The following is a 22,184-nucleotide window of genomic DNA, read 5'->3' on the forward strand; positions in this document are numbered from 1 at the left end:
TGCCCTCCTGCGCACCTATTCTGTCGGTGTCAGCAGCAACTCGCGCAGCGACGCGACGTCGTCGACCGTTGCCTGTGCACCCTCGGACTCGTGGGGCCAACTGAAACCCCACCGCACGAAGATCACCGGCACGTCATTGACGGCGCCCCCCTCGACATCGTGGTGACGATCCCCGATGAGCACGGGCCGCGACGTGTCGACGCCCACCGCGCGCAGCCGCCGCAGCGCTTCAGCGACGATGTCGGCCTTCGCGCTGAGTGTCCGCTCATCGGGAGTGGCGCCGGTGATCGCACGCAGGTGCGGCGACAGCGCGAAATGCTCCATCAGGGCGACGACTTGGTTCTCGGGCTTGGAGCTGGCGGTCGCCTGCGGGATTCCGGCGCGATCGAGATCGGCGATGAGCTCGCCGATGCCGTCGAACAACCGCGCACCTGTCGTATAGCCGTCGGCCTTGCTGAGGGCCCGGTAATAGGCGACGGCATCCGTCGACTGCTCCGGGGTCATGCCGAGGTTCACCTGGAACGACTCGAACATCGGCGGACCGATCCAGTGGACGAGCTCGGCCCGGGTCGGTGCGGGATAGCCGAAGTGCTCGAGGGTCGTGGTCAGTCGACGAAGGATGCCGTCGGAGGCGTCGACGACGGTGCCGTCGACGTCCCACAGCACGCAGGTCCAGGGAGATCGCATGACTCCACGCTAGGGGAACCGCGGCACCGTGACCGCGGCTAGCGGGTGAGGGCTAGAACAGGCGCGGCGCGCCGGACTCGATTCCCTTCATGCCCTCGTAGTCGAGGGTGACGCAGCGGATGCCACGGTCTGTGGCCAGCACGCGCGCCTGCGGCTTGATCTCCTGGGCCGCGAACACTCCCGTCACCGGTGCCAGGTGCGGATCCCGCCCGAGCAGCTCAAGGTAGCGCGTGAGCTGCTCAACCCCGTCGATGTCGCCTCGACGTTTCACCTCGACGGCGATCGTGCCGCCGTCGGGGTTGCGCAGCAACAGGTCGACAGGGCCGATGGCGGTCGGGTACTCGCGACGAACGAGGCTGAGCCCGTCGCCGATGACGTCGACCTGCTCGGCAAGAAGTCGTTGGAGGTCAGCCTCGACGCCGTCTTTCACCAGGCCCGGGTCGATGCCGAGCTCGTGCGAGGAGTCGTGGACAACCTCGTAGATTCGCACGAGGAGTGCATCGCCGGTCTTCGCGTGGGTCACGCGCCACTGCTCGATGACGCCGACGTCGGCGGCTTCGGCATCCGGCTCTTCCACCACCAGCGAACAGGGCGGGCTCATCCAGTTGAGGGGCTTGTACGAGCCGCCGTCCGAGTGCACGAGCAGCGACCCGTCGCCCTTGTGAACCAGCAGCCTGGTCGCGAGCGCGAGATGCGCGTTCAGTCGGCCGGTGTAATCGACGGTGCAGCGGGCGATGACAAGACGCACCCGTCGAGCCTAACGGCCCTCACTCCGCGCGAGTATCGGCGGGTTCCGAGGGGCGCTCACCGCCGGCAGGCGCCGGAGCGGGCACCGCGAGCGGCCGGGCAGCACCCGATGCGAGCCCGGAGGCGATTGCGAGGGCGACCAGGATGTAGAGCGTGTTGAGCACGCCGATATGGAAGCTGATGAACCCCAGGATCGGTGGGCCGCACAAAAACGCGACGTAGCCGATCGTGGCGGCTGCGCTCACGCGTGCTGCGGCTTTCGCGGGGTCGTCAGCGGCGGCCGACATCCCGAGCGGGAAGCCCAGGGAGGTGCCCGCGCCCCAGAGCGCAGCCCCGACGAAGATCAGTGGGACGTTCGGCGCGAGGATGAACAGCAGCAAGCCAGATGCCGCGAGCAGGGAAAGCACGCGCAGGGTGGCGACGCGGCCGAACCTGTCGACCAGGGGCCCACCGAAGACCCGGACCACCGTCATGCTGACCGAGAACACGGCAAGCCCGATCGCCCCGAGCGCTTCGCTGGCGTCGTGGCCGTCCACGACCCCCAGGGCGAGCCAGTCGTTGGCCCCGCCCTCGGCGAAGGCCATCCCGAGCATGATGATCCCGAGTGTGTAGGTGCGGGGCTCCTTCCATGCCGACAGGGCGACGCTCAGCCGTTCGCGCATGCGCGGCTTCTGCGTCGGCGTCGGGTCGGCATCCGGGTCCATCGCGATCTCCCGGGCGGGCACGTTGGCGCTGGCCCACAGGCCGGTCAGGGCGAGGAGACCGGCGATCAGCGCGGTGTGCGTCAGCACGTTCGAGTTCACCGCGATCGCGAGGGCACCGAGGCCCGCGCCGGCGACGGTGCCGAAGCTGAAGAAGGCGTGGAACAGCGGAAGGATCGTCTTGCCGATCGTCTTTTCGATCGCGGCACCCTCGACGTTCATCATGACGTCGACGGAGCCGTTGCCCAGTCCGAACAACGCGAGACCCACGATCACGAGAATGTATGAATTCGCGACGTCCACACCGATTCCGACGAGCGCGACACCGACCGAGAAGGTGAGGATGGCGCCGAGCATGCTTCGGCGAGCACCGAACCGGGCGAGAACGACGGATGCCAGGGACAGGCCGATGATCGATGCCAGACCTGCGCCCAGCAGCATGAAGCCGATCTGAATATTGTCGACCCCGAGCGTCGCCTTGATCGCCGGCACCCGCGCAGCCCATGTCGCCACGCTCAGACCGCTCAGGAAGAAGATGGTGAAGACAGCCGTGCGCCATCGGGTGATCTGAGCGCGAGTGAGAGCGGTATCCACCGGACGAGTGTATCGAATCGTTTCGACGCGCACCATGTCCCGGTTCACGGCGCGTGCAAGCCAGTACCATCGAGGCACCATGAGCGAGCGCAGGGCAACGATCAGTGACGTCGCGCGCGAAGCCGGGGTCTCAGCATCCACGGCGTCCGTCGTCTTCAGTGGCAACGCGCCCGCCTCCGCCGAGACCCGCCGTCGCGTGCTGGCGGCTGCCGAGGCGCTCGGGTACACCGGTCCGGATCCCCGCGCCGCGTCGCTGCGGCGGGGCAGGTCCGGCATCGTCGGCGTCGTATTCGGGGGTTCGCTGCGTGCTGCCTTTCACGACCCGGTGACGATAGCGATGATGGACGGCATCGCCGAGGGGGTGGCGCCGCTTCGTGCGGGGCTTCTGTTGCTGCCCGATGAGACGTCAGCTGCGGCTCCGGCAACCGGCACCGACAGCGGTGCGATCGAGGTGTCATCGGCGATGACCTCCGCGCCGATCGATGCTGCGGTGCTCGTCGGATTCGGACAAACCCGCCAGCCCTCGCTCGACGTTCTGCGCGCTCGACGCGTGCCCGTTGTCGTCATCGAAGGCGACGCGGGGCCCGACATCCCGCGGATCGAACTCGACAACAGCGCGGCGCAGCAGCGGGCAGCGAGCTACCTCAGGGACCTCGGCCACGAGCGGGTGACCCTGCTCACTCTCCCGATCCGTCCGTCGCGTGCCCGCGGCTGGTTCGGACCCGCCGATGCCGTCGAGGTCGACGTGACCGCGGCGCGCCTGGCCGGCGCCCGTGCCGTCTATCCCGAAGCCCCGACATACGCTGCGGTGACCAGCTCGATCGATGAAGGCTTGATAGCAGGCCGCGAGATTCTTGCCGGGCCCGACCGACCGACCGCGGTGATCGCCCAGACCGACCTGCTTGCCGCGGGCGTGATCCGCGCAGCAGAAGAGTGCGGCCTGCGCGTTCCCGAGGACCTCAGCGTCACCGGCTTCGACGGGGTGGACGTCGACGGCCTGGATGCCTACGAACTGACGACCCTGGTGCAGCCGGCCGTCGAGAAGGGGCGCGCCGCCGGGACTGCAGTGGTGTCGATGCTGGCGGGGGAGGATGCGGCATCCGTCACGTTCACGTGTTCGTTCCGAACCGGTACCACCGCCGGCCCGGCTCCCCGGGCGTGATCCTATGGCCAGACGGCCACGCCCGATCACGGCCCGGATAGGATGAGAACCACACCCTGATCGCCCGATCCCGCAGCATCGACGGGACGACGACCACGAGGAGGCCTGCATGCTCCTCGTTCTCGTGGCGTTCACGATCGGGTCACTCGCCCTGCCGGTGCTCGTGCGGGCGTGGGGGCCGCGAGCGTTCTTCTTCGCCGCCGCCGTCTCGTTCGGGGCTTTCGTCTACACCGCGGCGCTCTCTCCCCGAGTGCTCGCTTCGGACATCCCGTTCGAGTCGTTCACCTGGATCGGGCCCCTCGACATCGCGTTGTCGATGCGGATGGACACCCTCTCGTGGGTGCTCGCGCTGATCGTCACCGGAGTCGGCGCCCTCGTGCTGCTGTATTGCCGGTGGTACTTCGATGGCAAACAAGACCTCGGCCAGTTCGCCGCCGTACTGCTCGCGTTCGCGGGGGCGATGTACGGACTCGTTCTCACCGACGATGTCGTCGTGCTCGTGATGTTCTGGGAGGTCACGAGCGTTCTGTCGTACCTGCTTATCGGCTACTACAACCGGCGTGCGGCAAGCAGGCGGGCGGCGCTGCAGGCGCTCCTGGTGACAACCCTCGGTGGTCTTGTCATGCTCATCGGTGTCGTCCTGATCGTGGTGCAGGCGGGAACCTCGAGCCTGTCCGAGATCCTCGCCGACCCACCCGTCAGTCCCGTCGCGACAGCCGCGCTCGTGCTGCTGCTGGTCGGAGCGCTCAGCAAGTCGGCGATCTTCCCGTTCCACTTCTGGCTTCCGGGTGCGATGGCAGCGCCCACTCCGGTCTCGGCGTACCTGCACGCAGCGGCGATGGTCAAGGCGGGCATCTACCTCGTTGCGGTGTTGGCGCCGGTGTTCGCCGAGAACCCCGCGTGGCACCCGATCGTGATCGGCCTCGGCGGCTTCACGATGCTCCTGGGCGGATGGCAAGCCCTGCGCGAGACAGACCTCAAGCGCCTCCTCGCGTACGGGACTGTCAGTCAGCTCGGTTTCCTCATGGTCGTGCTCGGGTACGGCACACAAGATGCCGCGCTGGCGGGGCTGGCGTTGCTGCTCAGCCATGCGCTCTTCAAGTCCGCGCTGTTCCTGATCGTCGGCATCATCGATCACCAGCTTTCGACCCGCGATCTTCGTGAGATCAGCGGGCTCGGACGCCAGGCGCCGGCCCTGGCCACGGCAGCGATCGTGTCGATCGCGTCCATGGTCGGGATCATCCCCACCGTCGGCTTCGTCGCCAAGGAAGGCGCTCTTGCCGCCCTCCTGGATGAGGCGCTCGGAGGCTCGGTGTGGGGCCTCATCGCGCTGCTTGCCGTCGTCGCCGGCTCAGTCCTGACCGCGGCGTACGGCATCCGGTTCGTGTGGGGCGCCTTCTGGACCAAGCGCGACATCGTCGCCGTCTCGTGGCCGGCGCCATCGGCCGGCTTCGTTTCGGCGCCCGTCATCTTGGCTATTCTCAGCCTCGGGGGAGGCTTCGCTGCTCCCCTGCTCGATGTCGCTTTCACGCCGTACGCGCGGCTGGCGCCCGCCGCCACGCCGGGCGTTCCCGCGCCGGAGCACCCGGCTTACCTCGCGCTGTGGCACGGGTTCGAGCCGGCCCTATGGATTTCGCTGGGTACGATCGCGCTCGGTGCCGTGCTCTTTGTCTTCACGGCGCGGGGAGTCGGACGCCGGCGCGTTCTTCCCTTCACGGCGGTGGATGCCTATAACGGCTCGTTGCGGATGATCGAGCGACTTTCGGTGCTGACGACCACGCTCGTTCAGCGGGGATCGCTGCCGGTCTACGTCGCCACGATCTTCCTCGTGCTCGTGGCCGGCGAGGGCACCGCGTTGTTGGCCTCATCCGACTGGCAGGCCGACCTCGACGCCTTCCACACGCCCGTGCAACTGGCCGTTGCTCCGGTGATGATCGCGGCAGGAGTCATCGCCGTTCGTGCCCGCAAGCGCTACACGGGTGTCGTGCTCGTCTCGGTCACCGGCCTCGGTATGGTCGTGCTCTTCGCGACAAGCGGTGCACCTGATCTCGCTCTCACCCAGATCCTCGTCGAGACCGTCACACTGGTCGCATTCGCGCTCGTGCTGCGCCGCATCCCGTCGCGCCTCGGCGCTCATAACGGTTCGTCGTTCGCCGTGGGCCGCGCGATATTGGCCGTGCTCGTCGGGCTGACGATGGCCGGCGTTGCCATCGTCGCAACCGGCGCCCGCGTCGACCTGCCGATCTCGCTCGCGTTCCCGAACCTTGCTTACGAGATCGGGCACGGCAAGAACGTCGTGAACGTCGCGCTGGTCGATCTGCGCGGCTGGGACACGATGGGTGAACTCTCGGTCGTCGTTCTCGCCGCCACCGGTGTGGCCTCCCTCGTCTTCGTGACGAATCGCTCCGACACGCTCCCTCAGATCACGCAGCCCATCATCCAGCGTGCTCAGCGCGCGGTGCGTCGCCGCACGCCGCTGGCCGAGACGGATGCCGACGGCCCGACCGGTCGCAATGCCTGGCTCGTCGCGGGGCAGCGCTTGCGTCCCGAGAACCGGTCGATCCTGCTCGAGATCGTGGTGCGGATCCTCTTCCACTCGATCATCATCGTGTCGCTGTATCTCCTGTTCGCCGGGCACAACCTTCCCGGTGGTGGGTTCGCGGCGGGTCTTGTTGCCGGGATGGCCCTGGTGATGCGGTACATCGCCGGGGGCCGCTACGAACTGGGGGCGGCTGCTCCGACGGACGCGGGGCGCTTCCTCGGGATCGGCATGGGAATCGCCGTTGCCTGCGCGATCATCCCGCTCGCCTTCGGCGTCGAGCCGCTGACCCGGGCCATCTTCGAGGCCGAGGTTCCCGTGCTCGGGCACATCGAGTTCGTAACCTCGACGATCTTCGACATCGGTGTCTATCTGGTCGTGATCGGTCTGGTCCTGGATGTGCTGCGCAGTCTCGGCGCCGAGGTCGACCGTCAGGCGAATGCTGCCGTGAACTCCGTCGCTGCGCGCGAGGGGGTGAGCGGATCGTGAACGTCTCGATCGTTCTGATCGTCATCATGGCCGTGCTCTTCGCCGCCGGTGTGTACGCGATGCTCGAGCGCAGCCTCACGCGCGTGCTCATCGGGTTTCTTCTGCTCGGCAACGCCGCAAACCTCTTACTGCTCATCGTTATGGGGCGCCCGGGGATCGCGCCCTTCTACGGCGACGGAGAACCCCAGGAGATGTCAGACCCTCTCCCCCAGGCACTGACGTTGACCGCGATCGTGATCACCTTCGCCATCTCGGCGTTCCTGCTGGCCCTGATCTACCGCTCGTGGCAGCTGGGGCAGGCCGACACCTTCGATGAAGACGAAGCGGATGTCGCGCTTCGCGAACGCGGCATGCGAGCCGACGACGAGATGGATCAGGAGATCGAACCCGAAGACGACGATGCGACGAGCGACTTCCTCGCATCCGAAGCCGCAGAAGACAGGACGAAGGGATCAGGGTCATGACCGCCCTCGTTCCGCTGCTGGTCACCCTGCCCCTGCTGGGTGCGGCCATTGCGCTCGTCGCCGGACGCCACCGCCGGGTTCAGGTGGGTGTCTCTGTCGTCACGCTCGTTCTGACGCTCGCGATCGCGACAGTGCTGCTGGTCGCCGTCGACGCGTCGAACCTCCCCTTCGCGGTGTCGGTGGGAGGCTGGCCTGTTCCGTTCGGGATCGTGCTCTACGTCGATCGCCTTGCGGCGCTGCTCGTCATGGTCTCGAGCGTCGTGCTGCTGGCCGTTCTGTTGTTCTCGATCGGGCAGGGAGCCGCCGACGGCGACGACGACACCCCGGTCTCGATCTTCCACCCGACCTACCTGATCCTCGCGGCGGGTATTTTCGTCGCCTTCACCGCGGGTGACCTGTTCAACCTGTACGTCGGGTTCGAGATTCTGCTCGTCGCGTCGTACGTGCTCATCACCCTCGGAAACAGCGAGCAACGCATCCGTGCGGGCATCACCTACATCGTCGTTTCTCTGGTTTCGTCGATCCTGTTCCTCTCGGCGATCGCGATGATCTATGGTGCGACCGGAACGGTCAACATGGTCCAGCTCGCGGACCGGATGACGCAGTTGCCGCAGGAGACGCAGTACGTGCTGCACGTCATGCTGCTGCTGGCCTTTGCGATCAAGGCAGCGGTCTTCCCGGTCTCGTTCTGGCTTCCCGACTCGTATCCGACGGCGCCCGCGCCGGTCACGGCGGTGTTCGCGGGCCTGCTGACGAAGGTCGGCGTCTACGCGATCATCCGCACCGAAACGCAGATCTTCCTCGAGAACGACCTCAATACGATCCTGCTCATCGCGGCGCTCGCGACGATGGTGATCGGCATCCTGGGTGCCGTCGCGCAGGCCGAACTCAAGCGGATCCTGTCGTTCACGCTGGTGAGCCACGTCGGCTACATGATCTTCGGGATCGCGATCGCCACGCCCGCGGCGATCGGGGCGACGATCTACTACATGGTCCACCACATCGTGGTGCAGACAACCCTCTTCCTTGCGGTGGGCCTGGTGGAGCGCCGTGCCGGCAGCACCTCGATCCTCAAGGTCAAGGGGCTCATGCGGGCAGCACCTGTCATCGCGCTGCTGTACTTCATCCCGGCTGTCAACCTCGGCGGCCTCCCCCCGTTCTCGGGCTTCATCGGCAAGTACGCGCTGTTCGACGCAGGCGCTGCGGTCGGCACGCCGCTGATGATGACACTCATCGTCGCGGGTATCGCCACGAGCCTGCTCACCCTCTACGCCCTCATGCGCGCCTGGAACCTCTCGTTCTGGCGCGAGGAGGACGACTCCACCGAGACGTCGCAGCGAACTGCCTACCTGCGGGAGGCACCCGCGGCAACGACGATCACCGAGCGCCGCGTGATTCCGCGCATCATGACGGCAGCGACCGCGGGAATGGTCGCGTTCAGTGTCGCCCTGACGGTCTTTGCGGGGCCGCTGTATGAGATCTGCGCGCGCGTCGGTGGGGCTCTGCTCGAGCCGATCACCGTCGTGCAGTTGGATGAATCGGTCGACATGAGCGGGGAGGTGCAGCAGTGACAGATCGCCCGGCCGAGACCGTCGGCTTCTTCACCGCCCTGTGGCGTCAGCTTCCCGTTCTGCTCTGGCTGATCGCACTGTGGATGCTGCTGTGGGGACAGTTCACGCTGCTCGCCTTCCTCACCGGGCTCGTCGCTGCGGTCGCTGTGACCACCATTTTCCATCTGCCCGTGGTCGAACTGTCGAACCGACTGAACCTCTGGTACGCGCTCGTGTTCGTCGTTACCTTCCTCGCGGGACTGGTGCGCGGTTCGCTGACTGTTGCGTGGCAGGTGCTCGATCTGCGCAGACAGCCCGGCGCAGCCGTCATCGCCGTCCAGCTGCGCACCGATGACGACCTGCTGATGGCACACACCGCGATCGCCTGTTCCCTGATTCCCGGCTCGCTCGTGCTGGATGCCGACCGTGATCGCCGCATCCTGTACCTCCACGTCATCGGCGTACGTGGCCAGGAACAGATCGAGGCCCACCGTCGCGAGACGCTCACGTGGGAGGCGCGCCTGACCCGGGCATTCGGATCCCGCGAGCAGCTCGAACGGCTGAGGCGGGCGCAGGAAGCGGAGGTGTCATGACGATCTCGACGATCCTGATCATCGCGATTTACGTCGCGTTCACGGCAGCGGCGCTCATCACGCTGTGGCGCATCGTCGTCGGTCCCTCGATCCTTGACCGCGCTGTCGCATCCGATGTGCTGCTGACCGAGGTTGTCTGCATCCTCGGCGCCGACATGGTGATCGGACACCACACCCGCACCCTGCCGGTGCTCCTGATCATCGCGGCGGTCGGCATCTTCGGATCGATCGCGATCGCACGGTTCGTCGCACGAAAGGACGTGACGAAATGACGGATGCTGAGATCGCGGCCCTTCTGGACGGAGCCGCTCTCGTGCTGATCCTGATCGGCGCGCTGTTGTGTGTGACGGCGGCGATCGGACTCGTGAGGTTTCGCGATGTGCCGAGCCGTCTGCATGCCGCGACCAAGCCGCAGGTCCTGGGCGTCATCCTGGTCTGTGTCGCGATCGCCCTCGCACAGCGCAGTTGGGCAGTGGTCGCGTTCATCGTGCCGATCATCCTGATCCAGCTCGCGGCATCGCCGCTGGCCGCTCATATGGTGGGGCGCCAGGCCTACCGCAACCGCACGATGGACGTGGATGACCTCGTCGTCGACGAACTCGCCGACGCCGAGATCGAGACCTCCCGCCCCGAGACCGGCGCTGATCCCGGTTGACGCTCAGTTCGCCGGCTCGAGAGTCAGGGTGTGCTCGGTGGCAGCGGTTACAGCATCCCGAGTGAAGGCCCACGGTATGAGTCCTGCCGCTTGCCACGTTGCTGTCTGGTCGGTGTAGTTCTCATGGAACGCGTGACCGCTCGCGCCCGTCAGGTGGTTCCAGCCTGACGCGTCGAAGTGACTCAGGTCGACGACCATGCGCATCGAGGGCACCGTCGTCGTCGCGAAACCCTCACCGAGCGGCCATCCGGTCGCGTTGACCACCGAAGAGCCGCCGCCCACCGGGAACGGACCGCGGTTGAACAGGGCCTCGATGGGCGCGATACCCGAGGTGCCGAAGGTCTCGTGGGTGAGCGTGATCGCGTGCAGGGTGCCCCACCGCCACTGGAGTGGGTTTGATCCCTGCGCCGTCGTGAGGATCTCGGTCGCGCTGCGGGCGCTGGCCTCCAGCATGTCCCGCTGTCCCGACACGCCGATCTCGGTGTTCGTCCACCAGGGCGAACCCGGGTCTGCCAGCAGGTTCTGCACCACGAGGAACTGTCGCGACTGGCTTGTCAGTGGAACAGGCGTCGATCGACCGCGCGTGAACAGGTTCTGCGCGAGTTCGTCCCACACCACGTTCGCGAAGGCGGCTGCCGACGAGTCGGCGTCGTTCTGCGCGTCCCACTGCCGCAGCAGATCGAGTGCGGCATCGGTAGCCTCGTCGCCGGTCCGAAGGTTTTCGGACACGGTGATGAGGGTCTTGCCGATCTCGGACTGGTTGTCGGCCTGGATGCCGCGCATCACCTCGGCGGTGACGGGCCCTTCGGCTATGGCGCGCTGCAACAGTTCGTCGATGCGGGCCGCGCGCCAGCCGTAGTCCCAGTCGCGCGTGAGGAAGTACGGGTAGTTCTGGTCGACGATCGCGTTGTTCGCGGTGACGATGTACCCCTCGTCGGGGTTGTAGGCCACCGGCAGATCCGCGAACGGGACGTAGCCCTGCCAGTCATAGGCCGAGTCCCATCCGGGCTGGGGCAGGGACCCGTCACCGGCGCCGCGGATCGGCAGCTGCCCCGGAGTCTGATAGCCGATGTTGCCGGTGACATCCGCATAGATGAGGTTCTGTGCCGGCACGACGAACTTCTCGGCGGCGGCGCGGAACCCGGTGAAGTCCGTGGCGGCGTTCAGCTCGAAGATCGCCGTGGCCGTCGTTCCCGGTTGCAGCGCGGTCCATTGGATGCTGACGGCAGTCTCCCCTTCGGGCTCAGCCGTCGGGGTCACGGTGGCGCCTGCCGTGCCGGTCACGGGATCATCGGCGATCGCGTCGAAGTCCGCGGTCAGCCCCGAGACGATCGGGCCGTGCACCGTCGAGCGGATGGTCAGCTCGACATCCTCACCGCCGGCGACTTTCAGCGTTTCGGTGCGGGTGTCGAGGTCGACCAGCTGACCGTCGCGCCAGTACCGGTCGCCGTCGAGCTTCTCGATGTAGAGGTCGACGACATCCGTCGTGAGATTGGTGAACCCCCACGCGATCGACGCGTTGTGCCCGATGATGATGCCGGGCACGCCCGAGAAGCTGAAGCCGCTGACATCGAACGGGCACGTGTCACTCACGACGGAGCAGCGCAGACCGGCCTGGTACCAGACGCTCGGCAGGGAGGCTCCGAGGTGGGGGTCGTTGGCCAGCAGCGGCATCCCGGTGTCGGTGTAGTCGCCGGCCACCACCCAGGAGTTCGAACCGATGCCCTCGCCCGTGCCGCCGATCAGCGTCGAGACGGCGCTCACGACATCGGCCACCTCGGTCCACCGGATGCCGGCGGTCGCGGCATCCGCCGTCTCGGTCGCTGCCGGAACGTCAGTGATCTCAGGGACGATGACCGGGTTCTCGTCGAACGGGTAGGGCGGGTACAGCTCGAGGACCTGCTCATCGGTGTAGGTGGTGGCGAGCAACGCGCGCTCGGTCTCGGTTTCGATGTTGGACCGGAGGTCCCAGGCCATCGCTTTCAACCACGCGACCGAATCGGCGGGAGTCCAGGGTTCGATCTCGTAGTGGGCGTTCTGAAGGCCGAGAACTGCATACTCCAGTGAGATGTCTGCCTTGTCGCGGTCCACGAGATACGCGTTAACCCCGTCGGCGTAGGACTGGTAGTACGAGAGCGTGGTCTCATCGAGCGCCGCCACTTCCTGCTCGGCGATCTCGCGCCAGCCGAGAGTCCGCAAGAACGCATCGGTGCCGAGCTGGCTCTCGCCGAACAGCTCCGCCAGGCGGCCACTGGTGACGTGGCGGCGGAAGTCCATCTCCCAGAAGCGGTCCTGCGCGTGGACGTAGCCCTGCGCGAAGAACAGATCGTCGGTGGAGCTTGCGGTGATCGTCGGGATGCCGAGCTCGGAGCGCTGCACGGTGACGGCGCCCGAAAGCCCGTCCAGGGCGATCGTTCCCTCGGTCTGCGGGAAGGAGCGGTTCACGAACCACACGCCGACTCCCGCGGCGATCAGCGCGAGCACGACGACCCCCACGAACACGCTGTAGGCGATGAGGCCGATGCGGCGGCCGAGGCGCGGGCGAGCCGGCGCGTCCGGGGCATCTCCGCTGAGGGCGGCTGCGGTCTTCGACATTGAAGCCTCTCGGGTGGGGCTGGTGGACACGCCGTCGCAGCGGGACTGGGATTCGGTGTCAGACGGTCATCCTAGCTCGCCAGCCCCGAACCGGGTCAGCCGATCAGGCTCGGCTGGAGATCGCGGAGGGTGCGGCCGTGGGTCATCCGCGAGACGCCGATCGCCGCGAGCGCGAGTCCACCCAGGAGCCACAGGCTCAGGATGCCGAGGTCAGTGCCGACGCGGGCAATGTCGCCGCCGTACATGAGCTGGCGCATCCCGTCGACGACGTAGCCCATTGGCAGGATGTGGTGCAGCCAGGTCAGCGGCTCGGGCAGCGTCTGCCAGGGGAAGGTTCCGCCGGCCGTCACGAGCTGCAGCACCATGAGGACGAGCCCCAGGAACTGGCCGACCGATCCGAGCCAGACGTTCAGGGCCAGGATGATCGCAGCGTAGGTGAGTGAGGCGAACACCATCACGCCGAGGGTCGCCAGCGGATGCGAGAACGTGAAGCCGAGGGCAGCAGCGAGGATGCCGAACAGGGCGAGCATCTGCAGTCCGCCGAGAAGGCCCGGCGTGAGCCATCCGGCGAGGGTCACCCGGACCGGGGAGTGCAGGGCGGTCACTGCGCGACGCGAGATGGGCTTCACGATCAGGAAGAGCGCATAGATGCCGATCCATCCGGCAAGGGCTGCGAAAAACGGGGCCAGGCCCGCGCCGTAATCCCCCGCCGAGGCGACCTTGCCGGTCTCCACCGCAACCGGATCGGCGATCGTCTGCGCTTGCGCGTCGCGAAGCGCAGCATCCGAATCGGGGATCTGCGCGACCCCCGAGGCAAGGCCGTCGCGCAGCGACGCCGCCCCCTGGTCGATCTGCGTCAGTCCCTCCGCCAGGGTTCGGGATGCGGCATCCAGCTGTGCCCCACCGGCGGCGGCATCCTGAAGCCCGCCGGAGAGCTGCTGTGCGCCGGCGGCGACTTGCGCGGCGCCGGCGGCGAGAGCATCGACGGATGACACAGCGCTCTGGACCCGCGCGTTGGCGTTCTGCACAGCCCCGGCAAGCGGATCGAGGCGGGCGAGCACCGCGTCGATCTGGTCGGGCGTCAGCCCCTCGGCGGTGAGGGCGTCAATGATGTCCTGGCGAACCGTCGGGAGCTCGTTGACAGCCTGCTGGCTGGCGGCGCTGGCCTGGTCGGCGTAGCCCGCCAGCGTTGCGGTGCCGTCGGAGACCTGAGCTGCCCCGGCTGCCAGCTGCGGAGCAGCCTGCGCAAGCTGTGTGACACCGGACGAGAGCTGCGCAGCGCCGTCGGCCAGGCGAGCGGAGCCGTCGGATGCCTGATTCGTGCCGTCGGTGAGCTGGGTCGCGCCGGTGACGGCATCCTCGAGACTCGAGCGGATGTCGGCGATCCCCGAAAGCAAGCGCGACGCTGCTTCCTGTCCGACAAGTTGCGCCACTGACGCACGAATCTTCTCGATCGCCTGGTCGCCGATCGTTGAGGCGAGGTAGTTGTTGGCGTCGTTGGTCTCCAGCGACAGGGTGGCCTGGTGGGGGTCACTACCCGAGATCGATACGAGTGCTGTCGAGAAGTCAGCCGGAATCGTGACCGTGAAGTCCACCGATCCCTGTTCGAGGGCGTTCGCGGCGGCATCCGCGTCGAGCGCGCGCCAATCGAAGCTGCCGTCGGAGAGAAGGCTCCCCGCGACCTCGTCACCGTAGTTCACCGGCAAGCCGTCGTTCTCAGCCCCGGTGTCGAGGTTCACCAGGGCAACCGGAACCTCGCTCAGTCTGCCGTAGGGGTCCTGATTCGCCCACAGATAGACGCCGCCGTAAAGCACGGGGACCAGCATGAGCGCCAGGAGGGCGATGATCGACATGCGCGTCGCGGTCAGGCGCCGAAACTCGGCGGCGATCATGGCGGGGACCTTCATGCTCGATCCTCCTCGGGGAGCGCGCTCTCGTCCGGTGGGCCGAGCTCGGCACGTGGAGCGATGTCAGCAAGCACCGCCCCCGAGGCCGCGCCGGCGATCACCAGAACGCTTATGCCGCGATCGGCAAAGCCCACGGCGATCTGCCACCACCGCTGCGGGTGACCACCGTGACGATCGGGCGAAACGACGACGAGACCCTCCACCCCCGGCCGGAGAACTGCGAGTTCCATCAGCAGCCGGAGGCGGGCAGCGGGTGCCACATCGGCGATCGGCAGACGCGAGAGCGCAGCGGCGTCGTGGGCGACCAGCCACTGCTTCACCGCGCGAGGCGAAGCTGGATGACCCGCGAACATGAGTTCCTCCGCGACGATGCCCCATACGGTGACGTTGGGTGCGGGATCGCTGACATCCGGCGCGTCGACGAGGGCTACTCGTCGGCGCAGCGCGCCACGGTCCGAAACCCCGTCGATCCGGACGGTGCCGGTGTCGGGTGTCATCCTGCCCGCCGCGATCAGACCGAGAACGGTGGGACGCTGTTCGGTCTCGGCGACGGCGAGTCGGGCGACACCATTGCCGTAGCCGAGACTCGTGTGCGGGAGCGCGATCCCGCGCCGGCCCTTGCTGACGTCCGAGAGTTCAACGTGCATCGGGAGCCTCTCCCTTGTCTACGTTCGACAGCCGGGCATCGACATCCTGCCAAGACAGCCCGGCAATGCTGAGCACCGCACGCACTGCCAGCTGAGCCGTGGCCTCGGCATCCTGTTCGTCCCAGCGCACGATGAGTGTGCGCGCTGTCTCCTCGATCAAGCGGGTGAGGGTGGCGGCGCTGATGTCGCGCCGCATCCGGCCCGTCCGCTGGCCTGACTCGACGATCGCCGCGAGCCGCGCCCGCACGGGAGCGAGGGATGCCGCGGTCAGCGTCAGGTAGCGCTCTTCGAGCGCGATCGCCGCGGACGCGTGAACAAGGGAGGCCTCATGCCAGAGTCGGGTGGTCAGCTCGGTCAGCTCAGCCAACGGTTCTGAGGCGGAGACGCCGAGAGCTATCGCGTTGAATCGCTCTGCACCGCGCTCGATGACTGCGCGCACAAGTGCATCGCGATCGGCGAAGTGCCCATAGAGCGCGCGGCGCGTGAGGCCTGCGGCCCGGGCGATCGTGGCCAGCGAAGCTCGCGGATCGCGGGCGATCTCACGCTGCGCGCAAGAGAGGAGCTCGTCGCGGTTGCGCACGGCGTCCCGGCGCGATGGGCGCACAGCAGTCTCGGGCATGCATCGATGATCGCAGAAAGTGCACACTCATGTGCACTTTTATCGGCGAATGCTCAGCCGTCGCCGGTCGGCACCACTCAGTCGGCGCCGAAGTCGAATGCAGCAGCTTCGCCCGCGGCATCCGTCGCCTCGGCGAGCTCTTCGCGGTCGTGATCATAGGGCGCCGCGTGCTCGGTGATCTCGTCAGCCTCGCCGCGCTTGAGGGCACCGATCAGCTCACCGGTCGGCCCGCCCAGCAGACCCATGCTCGCGTACTGCTCGAGCCGCGTGCGGGAATCGGCGATGTCGAGGTTTCGCATCGTGAGCTGGCCGATGCGGTCGGTCGGACCGAACGCGGCGTCGCCGACCCGTTCCATCGAGAGCTTCTCTGGGCCGTAGGACATCACGGGCGCGGTGGTGTCGAGGACGGTGTAATCCTCGCCGCGCCGCAGCCGCAGCGTGACCGTTCCCGTGATCGTGGAGCCGACCCACTTCTGGATCGACTCGCGCAGCATGATCGACTGCGGCTCGAGCCAGCGGCCCTCGTACATGAGACGCCCGAGGCGGCGACCCTGCTCGTGGTACGTCGCGAGAGTGTCTTCGTTCACAATCGCGTTGACCAGGCGCTCGTAGGCGATGAACAGCAGGGCCATTCCCGGAGCTTCGTAGATCCCGCGCGACTTGGCCTCGATGATGCGGTTCTCGATCTGGTCGCTCATGCCCAGGCCATGGCGGCCGCCGATGCGATTGGCCTCGAAGACCAGTTCCACCGGGTCGGAGTACTCCCTGCCGTTGAGCGCGACCGGGCGGCCCCCCTCGAAGGTCACCGTGACATCCTCGGTGGCGATCTCCACCGCGGGGTCCCAGAAGCGCACACCCATGATCGGCTCGACGGTCTCGAGCGACACCTCGAGGTGCTCGAGCGTCTTGGCCTCGTGCGTCGCGCCCCAGATGTTGGCATCCGTGGAGTACGCCTTCTCGGCGGAGTCGCGGTACGGGAATCCGTGCGCGACGAGCCACTCGCTCATCTCCTTGCGACCCCCGAGCTCACGGACGAACTCGGCATCCAGCCACGGCTTGTAGATGCGCAGCGCGGGGTTGGCGAGCAGGCCGTAGCGGTAGAACCGCTCGATGTCGTTGCCCTTGTAGGTCGAGCCATCGCCCCAGATGTCGACGCCGTCCTCTTTCATTGCGCGAACGAGCAGGGTACCGGTGACGGCGCGGCCCAGCGGCGTCGTGTTGAAGTACGTGCGGCCGCCCGAGCGGATGTGGAACGCGCCGCAGGACAGAGCGACGAAGCCCTCCTCGACGAGCGCGGTCTTGCAGTCGACGAGCCGCGACACCTCGGCGCCGTAGGTGAGCGCTCGGCCGGGAATGGCGGCGATGTCGTCTTCGTCGGGCTGGCCCAGGTCCCCCGTGTAGGTGCAGGGCACCGCGCCCTTGTCGCGCATCCAGGCGACAGCCACGGAGGTGTCCAGGCCCCCCGAGAAGGCGATGCCGATGCGCTCGCCGATGGGCAGGGACTGGAGGACCTTCGACATGGAACCTCAGTCTACTGAGCGGTGCCGGCCGCCTTCACGCGGGCAGCGCCGCGACGACGACCGACCCAGATCACCCCGGCTGCAAGCACCAGGATGCCGGCCGCGATGCCGACGACGTAGAGGGCGACTCCGCCGTACCCCCACGGCTGGAGGTTGGGATTCAGGAACGGGTAGGGATACCACCACGGGTTGCCGGTGCGGAAGTCGGTGACGAGCGGTCCGCGCACGAGGGTGTAGATCACCCACACGATCGGGAAGGCAATGATCGTCCAGAGCGCACGCCAGGGAAGGCGACGTCGGAGTGGGCCGAAGAACACGTCCAGCAGGATGAACAGGGGAGCCCAGACGTGCAGGATCTCGTTCGACCACGGAACTGTGGATCCCTGGGGAAGCGGGACGTTGCGCAGCAGCGCGTTGTAGACGATCCCGGTGATGAGCATGTAGGTCGACACTGCTGCGAGGAGCGTGGCAAACCAGGCGGGATCGACGCGGCTCCCGCGCCAGATCAGGATCGCGCCGGTCGTCAGAGCGATCGCCGCGCCCAGGTTTGAGAGGATCGTGAAGAAGCTGAAGAAGTCGACGGCGGTCAGGACCAGAGGCCAACCGTTGCTGGCGGAGATGCTCAGGGTGCGCACCAGCTGGCCGACGATTGCCGCCACGCCGGCGGCAGCTGCGAGCAGTCGCAACGCCGCCCACGCGTTGGCCCAGGCCCGTGATCTCAGCATGCGCTCACGATATCCAGCGGGAGCGCGAAAGCCTTCTCGGGCCGGGACGCGACGCGCCGATAGACTCGAGACCTACCAGCTCGTCACCCCGGGGGAATTCGTCATGCCAGGCATCGTGATCGTCGGAGTGCAGTGGGGCGACGAAGGTAAGGGCAAAGCCACCGATCTGCTCGGTGAACGCACCGACTGGGTCGTCAAGTTCAACGGCGGCAACAACGCCGGTCACACCGTTGTGATCGGCGATGAGAAGTATGCCCTGCACTTGCTGCCCTCGGGCATCCTCTCGCCGGGAGTGAACGCGGTCATCGGCAACGGAGTCGTGGTCGACCTCGAGGTCCTCTTCGGCGAGCTCGAGGCGCTGCGCGCTCGGGGCATCGACACGTCGCGATTGAAGATCAGCTCCGCGGCACACGTCATCACGCAGTATCACCGCACGCTCGACAAGGTCACCGAGCGCTTCCTCGGCAAGCGCCAGATCGGAACGACGGGGCGCGGCATCGGGCCGGCGTACGCCGACAAGATCAACCGTGTCGGCATCCGGATGCAGGACCTGTTCGACGAGAAGATCCTGCGGCAGAAGGTCGAGGGCGCCCTCGAGCAGAAGAACCACCTGCTCGTGAAGGTCTACAACCGTCGCGCGATCGAGGTCGACGAGATCGTCGAGGACCTGCTCTCGTACACCGAACGGCTTCGCCCGATGGTGACCGACACCTCGCTCCTGCTCAACGACGCGCTCGACAAGGGCGAACTCGTCGTGTTCGAGGGCGGCCAGGCCACCATGCTCGATGTCGACCACGGCACCTACCCATTCGTCACGTCTTCGTCGGCTACCGCGGGCGGTGCCGCGACAGGATCCGGCGTCGGCCCCAATCGCCTCGACCGGATCGTCGGCATCGTCAAGGCCTACACGACGCGCGTCGGCTCCGGCCCCTTCCCGACGGAGCTCTTCGACGAGCAGGGCGAGTGGATCCGTCAGCGTGGGTTCGAGTTCGGGACCACGACCGGGCGCCCGCGGCGGGTCGGGTGGTACGACGCGCCCATCACCAGGTACGCCACGCGTATCAACGGCATCACCGACCTGGTGCTCACCAAACTCGACATCCTGACCGGGCTCGAGCAGATCCCCGTGTGCGTCGCGTACGAAGTCGACGGGCGCCGCTTCGACGACGTGCCCGACAATCAGTCGGACTTCCACCACGCGCGCCCGATCCTGGAGTACCTGCCCGGCTGGAGCGAGGACATCTCCGGGGCGCGAACGTTCGAGGACCTACCGCTGGAAGCTCAGGACTACGTCCTCGCCCTCGAGGAGATGAGCGGCACCCGCATCTCGGTGATCGGTGTCGGACCCGGCCGGGATGCCGTCATCGTGCGCCACGACCTGGTCGACTGAGCTCTCTCACCCATGCGTTTTCTTGTAGGCGGCTACACGGCCGACATGGAGGGCACTGCCGAGGGGATCGGCCTGCTCGCCGCCGGCGACGCCGACTCGACGACGGGCGGCGTGCTGAGCTGGCGCGGCACCCTGGCCTCGGCCCCGTCGCCGTCCTGGGTGGCGAAGCATCCGACCCTCGATGTGGTGTACGCGACCCTCGAAGGCTCGGGAGCAGTCCAGGCCTTCCAGGAGCGGGGACCCGACCAGTGGGACGCTCTCGGGCAGCCAACCCCTGTCGGCGCCGCGCCGTGCCACATTCTCGCCGGTCGTGAGCGGCTCTTCGTCGCCTGTTGGGGAGACGGCCAGGTCGTGCAGCTCGAGCTGGACACTGACGGCGGCATCCACGGTTCTGCGACGGCGGATGCGGCATCCGATCCATACGCGGGGTTCGACCAGGAGCCGCGGGTCTCGCACGCCCATCAGTCGATCGTCGTGAGCCCCGGTGTCGTCGCTACGACGGACATGGGGTTCGACCTCGTCAGGTTTTGGCAGACGGGATCTCGTGCGCCACGGCTCGTACAGGAGGTGACGCTGCCCCGCGGCTCCGGGCCGCGGCACGGCATCCTGCACCCGAGCGGCCACCTGTACATCGTCGCCGAGCTCTCGTGCGAACTGTTCGTGCTGGCCCCGGACGACACCGGAACGTGGCATCTGGTCGGCGGAACGCCGCTGGGCACGGGGACCCTCGACGGTGACACTGCCGCGGAACTCGCGCGATCTGCCGACGCCACACTCCTCTATGCCGGGGTGCGGGGAAGCAACACGATCGCCGTGATGCGGGTGACCGGTGACGGCGAGACGGTCTCGCCGCTCGCGCTCGTGGAGGCCGGAGTCGACTGGCCGCGGCACCACCTGGTCGTCGGTGACGGTTTGCTCGTCGCGGGCCAGCGATCGAGCGACGTCGCGGTGTTGCCTTTCGATGCTCGCGGGATTCCGGGGCGTGCCAGGACCAGGACCGAGGTCCCTTCACCGACCTGCCTCCTGCGCCTACCGTGACAATCGCCGCAGGGGTCTAACTCCCAGCTCGCCGCCTGAGAGCGGTCACCAGTGCTTGCGCGGAGGTCGAGATGCCGTCTGCCGTTGACACGGCCGTAGCCGGACGCCGAGGGAGCGTCGTCGTCTATCTGGTTGTCGCGTTCGGGTTCACGTGGCTGGTGTGGGCGCCCCTGGTGGTTGCGGCGCTGGGCTCGACCGAGCTGCCGCCGGTTCCCCTCATCTTCTTCGTCGGTTCGTTCGGTCCGCTCGCGGGCGCGGTTGCCGCCAGCGCCTTCAGTGGCGGCTGGCGAGGGGTGCGCGCGGGGGCTCTGCGCACCTTCTCGGTGCGGTTCCGCGGGGTGTGGTGGTGGTGGGCCCTAGGGATGCCGATCGCGTACTTCCTGATCGGCTACCTCACCGCGGCCATCGTCGCAGGCGGCTGGCCCGACATGACGCAGTTCGGACTGACCGAGAAGCTTCCCGGGTGGAACGTGGCAGCCGTGGCCGTCGTGTGGATCCTCACCTTCGGGCTCGGGGAGGAAGCGGGATGGCGGGGCTGGTTGCTGCCGCACCTCGCGGAGCGTCTGTCCACGTTCTGGGCTGCGCTCACCGTCGCAGGTGTGTGGATCGTGTGGCATGCGCCGGCTTTCGTCTTCAACCCGACCTATCGCGAGATGGGCCCGGGCATCATCTGGCGCTCTCGGGAGCGCGGAGGGGCTATGCACTCACCCCGGGCTCCGAGGAAGCAGCGGGGACACTGAGCGACACGGTGCGGTCGCCTGGCCGCGGGGGCGAGTGATCCTGCATGAGCGCCGCTGCAGCGAGAGCGATGGCAGCGGCTGCGATCAGACCCACGAGGAGGTAGTGCCACCACCGCGGCCCGCTCGGTGGCGGTGCAGGTCGTCGCTCGCGCGATCGCTTGCGCCTGTGGATGCGACTCATGCGGCGCTCTCCTCCGGTTGTGGCGGTGTGGCGGCGGGTAGCGGGACGCGCATCGGCGGCGAGATGTGGATCTCTCGAATTCGTCCGCGTGCGGTCAGCACTGCAAGCGGTGTCCAGACCGTGACCTCGTCATGGAAGCTCTTGGCGCGCCACTCCGCCCACGCGAGCAGATGGTCGGGCTCAGCGTCGTGTGTGGAGGCATGGTCGTCGCTGCGGGTCTGGTCCGGATCATCGCGCATACGCCCGGATGGCTCATGGATGAGATCGTCGACCTGTCGGAACGCGGGATGCGCACGGCGTTCGAAGCTGCCGTGGAGAAGGCGTCGGCTGCGCTCGTGGTGACGGAGCGTCCGCGATTGACGCCGCGAGAAGCTGTCGTGCTGAAGGCTCTCGAGTGCTACGGCTCGGTCTCTGACATGGCCAAGGCGTTGTCGGTGTCGCAGAGCACGGTCAAGACGCAGTTGTCAGCGATCTACCGAAAGCTCGGGGTGACCTCGCGTCACCATGCGGTTCCCGCCGCTTACCGGCTGGGGCTGCTGGACCGGTCTGACCGCGTCCAGATGGCCTAGATGAGTGAGTCCGTTTGGTTTGGGCGGCGTGGACGCTGTTAATCGGAGGCGGAGGGTGTTAAGCCCTGCGTG

20 protein-coding genes are annotated in these 22,184 nt (G+C 67.3%); 11 read left to right on the forward strand and 9 right to left on the reverse strand.

Annotated features, from left to right (window positions below):
- Positions 1-15: 15 nt before the first annotated feature.
- Genes LL236_RS12900 through LL236_RS12910 form a run of 3 tightly spaced genes read right to left on the reverse strand, consistent with a single transcriptional unit; the run spans position 16 to position 2,729 of the window.
- Positions 16-687, reverse strand: coding sequence for an HAD hydrolase-like protein (locus LL236_RS12900; RefSeq protein WP_228179234.1), 672 nt, complete (start codon positions 685-687; stop codon positions 16-18).
- 52 nt (positions 688-739) lie between these two features.
- Positions 740-1,435, reverse strand: a complete 696-nt coding sequence (gene nucS, locus LL236_RS12905) for an endonuclease NucS (protein WP_228179235.1) — start codon at positions 1,433-1,435, stop codon at positions 740-742.
- Positions 1,436-1,454: 19 nt separating this feature from the next.
- Positions 1,455-2,729 (reverse strand): MFS transporter, encoded by a 1,275-nt coding sequence (locus LL236_RS12910; RefSeq protein WP_228179236.1) that lies wholly within the window; start codon positions 2,727-2,729, stop codon positions 1,455-1,457.
- Positions 2,730-2,808: 79 nt separating this feature from the next.
- Here LL236_RS12910 and LL236_RS12915 point away from each other — a divergent pair, with 79 nt between their 5' ends.
- From LL236_RS12915 to mnhG, 7 genes are all read left to right on the forward strand, one after another.
- Positions 2,809-3,891: a LacI family DNA-binding transcriptional regulator gene (locus LL236_RS12915; protein WP_228179237.1), complete on the forward strand. Its 1,083-nt coding sequence runs from the start codon at positions 2,809-2,811 to the stop codon at positions 3,889-3,891.
- Positions 3,892-4,000: 109 nt separating this feature from the next.
- Positions 4,001-6,919, forward strand: a complete 2,919-nt coding sequence (locus LL236_RS12920) for a Na+/H+ antiporter subunit A (protein ID WP_228179238.1) — start codon at positions 4,001-4,003, stop codon at positions 6,917-6,919.
- Entirely contained in the window at positions 6,916-7,383 is a 468-nt protein-coding gene (locus LL236_RS12925) for a Na(+)/H(+) antiporter subunit C (RefSeq protein ID WP_228179239.1), read from the forward strand. Before LL236_RS12920 ends, LL236_RS12925 begins: the two co-directional genes overlap by 4 nt.
- Complete coding sequence (locus LL236_RS12930; RefSeq protein ID WP_228179240.1) at positions 7,380-8,954, forward strand: Na+/H+ antiporter subunit D; 1,575 nt, start codon at positions 7,380-7,382, stop codon at positions 8,952-8,954. Before LL236_RS12925 ends, LL236_RS12930 begins: the two co-directional genes overlap by 4 nt.
- Positions 8,951-9,526: a Na+/H+ antiporter subunit E gene (locus tag LL236_RS12935; RefSeq protein WP_228179241.1), complete on the forward strand. Its 576-nt coding sequence runs from the start codon at positions 8,951-8,953 to the stop codon at positions 9,524-9,526. Before LL236_RS12930 ends, LL236_RS12935 begins: the two co-directional genes overlap by 4 nt.
- Positions 9,523-9,798 carry a monovalent cation/H+ antiporter complex subunit F gene (locus LL236_RS12940; RefSeq protein ID WP_228179242.1) on the forward strand — a complete coding sequence of 92 codons (276 nt, stop codon included), beginning with the start codon at positions 9,523-9,525 and terminating at the stop codon, positions 9,796-9,798. The genes LL236_RS12935 and LL236_RS12940 overlap by 4 nt, the downstream gene beginning before the upstream one ends.
- On the forward strand, positions 9,795-10,181 hold the full coding sequence (gene mnhG / locus LL236_RS12945; RefSeq protein ID WP_228179243.1) for a monovalent cation/H(+) antiporter subunit G: 387 nt from the start codon (positions 9,795-9,797) through the stop codon (positions 10,179-10,181). Before LL236_RS12940 ends, mnhG begins: the two co-directional genes overlap by 4 nt.
- A gap of 3 nt (positions 10,182-10,184) precedes the next feature.
- Here the strand turns inward: mnhG and LL236_RS12950 are convergent, their stop codons facing one another.
- The 6 genes from LL236_RS12950 to LL236_RS12975 all read right to left on the reverse strand — a co-directional run bounded on the left by LL236_RS12950 (position 10,185) and on the right by LL236_RS12975 (position 18,194).
- Positions 10,185-12,776, reverse strand: coding sequence for a penicillin acylase family protein (locus LL236_RS12950; RefSeq protein ID WP_228179244.1), 2,592 nt, complete (start codon positions 12,774-12,776; stop codon positions 10,185-10,187).
- Between the two features lie 95 nt (positions 12,777-12,871).
- On the reverse strand, positions 12,872-14,683 hold the full coding sequence (locus LL236_RS12955) for a YhgE/Pip family protein (protein ID WP_228179245.1): 1,812 nt from the start codon (positions 14,681-14,683) through the stop codon (positions 12,872-12,874).
- Complete coding sequence (locus LL236_RS12960) at positions 14,680-15,330, reverse strand: hypothetical protein (RefSeq protein ID WP_228179246.1); 651 nt, start codon at positions 15,328-15,330, stop codon at positions 14,680-14,682. Before LL236_RS12960 ends, LL236_RS12955 begins: the two co-directional genes overlap by 4 nt.
- Positions 15,320-15,949: a TetR/AcrR family transcriptional regulator gene (locus tag LL236_RS12965; protein ID WP_228179247.1), complete on the reverse strand. Its 630-nt coding sequence runs from the start codon at positions 15,947-15,949 to the stop codon at positions 15,320-15,322. The genes LL236_RS12960 and LL236_RS12965 overlap by 11 nt, the downstream gene beginning before the upstream one ends.
- Before the next feature lie 77 nt (positions 15,950-16,026).
- Positions 16,027-17,469, reverse strand: coding sequence for an argininosuccinate synthase (argG, locus tag LL236_RS12970; RefSeq protein WP_228179248.1), 1,443 nt, complete (start codon positions 17,467-17,469; stop codon positions 16,027-16,029).
- An 11-nt stretch (positions 17,470-17,480) separates the two neighbouring features.
- Entirely contained in the window at positions 17,481-18,194 is a 714-nt protein-coding gene (locus LL236_RS12975; RefSeq protein ID WP_228179249.1) for a Pr6Pr family membrane protein, read from the reverse strand.
- Between the two features lie 103 nt (positions 18,195-18,297).
- Here LL236_RS12975 and LL236_RS12980 point away from each other — a divergent pair, with 103 nt between their 5' ends.
- The 4 genes from LL236_RS12980 (at position 18,298) to LL236_RS12995 (ending at position 22,112) form a co-directional block, all read left to right on the forward strand.
- Positions 18,298-19,584: an adenylosuccinate synthase gene (locus LL236_RS12980; RefSeq protein ID WP_228179250.1), complete on the forward strand. Its 1,287-nt coding sequence runs from the start codon at positions 18,298-18,300 to the stop codon at positions 19,582-19,584.
- 12 nt (positions 19,585-19,596) lie between these two features.
- Positions 19,597-20,622, forward strand: coding sequence for a lactonase family protein (locus tag LL236_RS12985; RefSeq protein WP_228179251.1), 1,026 nt, complete (start codon positions 19,597-19,599; stop codon positions 20,620-20,622).
- 71 nt (positions 20,623-20,693) lie between these two features.
- The gene (locus tag LL236_RS12990; protein WP_228179252.1) at positions 20,694-21,362 is read left to right on the forward strand and encodes a CPBP family intramembrane glutamic endopeptidase; all 669 of its coding nucleotides are present in this window, start codon (positions 20,694-20,696) and stop codon (positions 21,360-21,362) included.
- A 312-nt stretch (positions 21,363-21,674) separates the two neighbouring features.
- Positions 21,675-22,112 carry a response regulator transcription factor gene (locus LL236_RS12995; protein WP_228179253.1) on the forward strand — a complete coding sequence of 146 codons (438 nt, stop codon included), beginning with the start codon at positions 21,675-21,677 and terminating at the stop codon, positions 22,110-22,112.
- The last annotated feature ends 72 nt before the right edge of the window (positions 22,113-22,184 follow it).

The organism is Microbacterium schleiferi (assembly GCF_020781975.1).
In the GTDB taxonomy this organism is placed as follows: domain Bacteria; phylum Actinomycetota; class Actinomycetes; order Actinomycetales; family Microbacteriaceae; genus Microbacterium.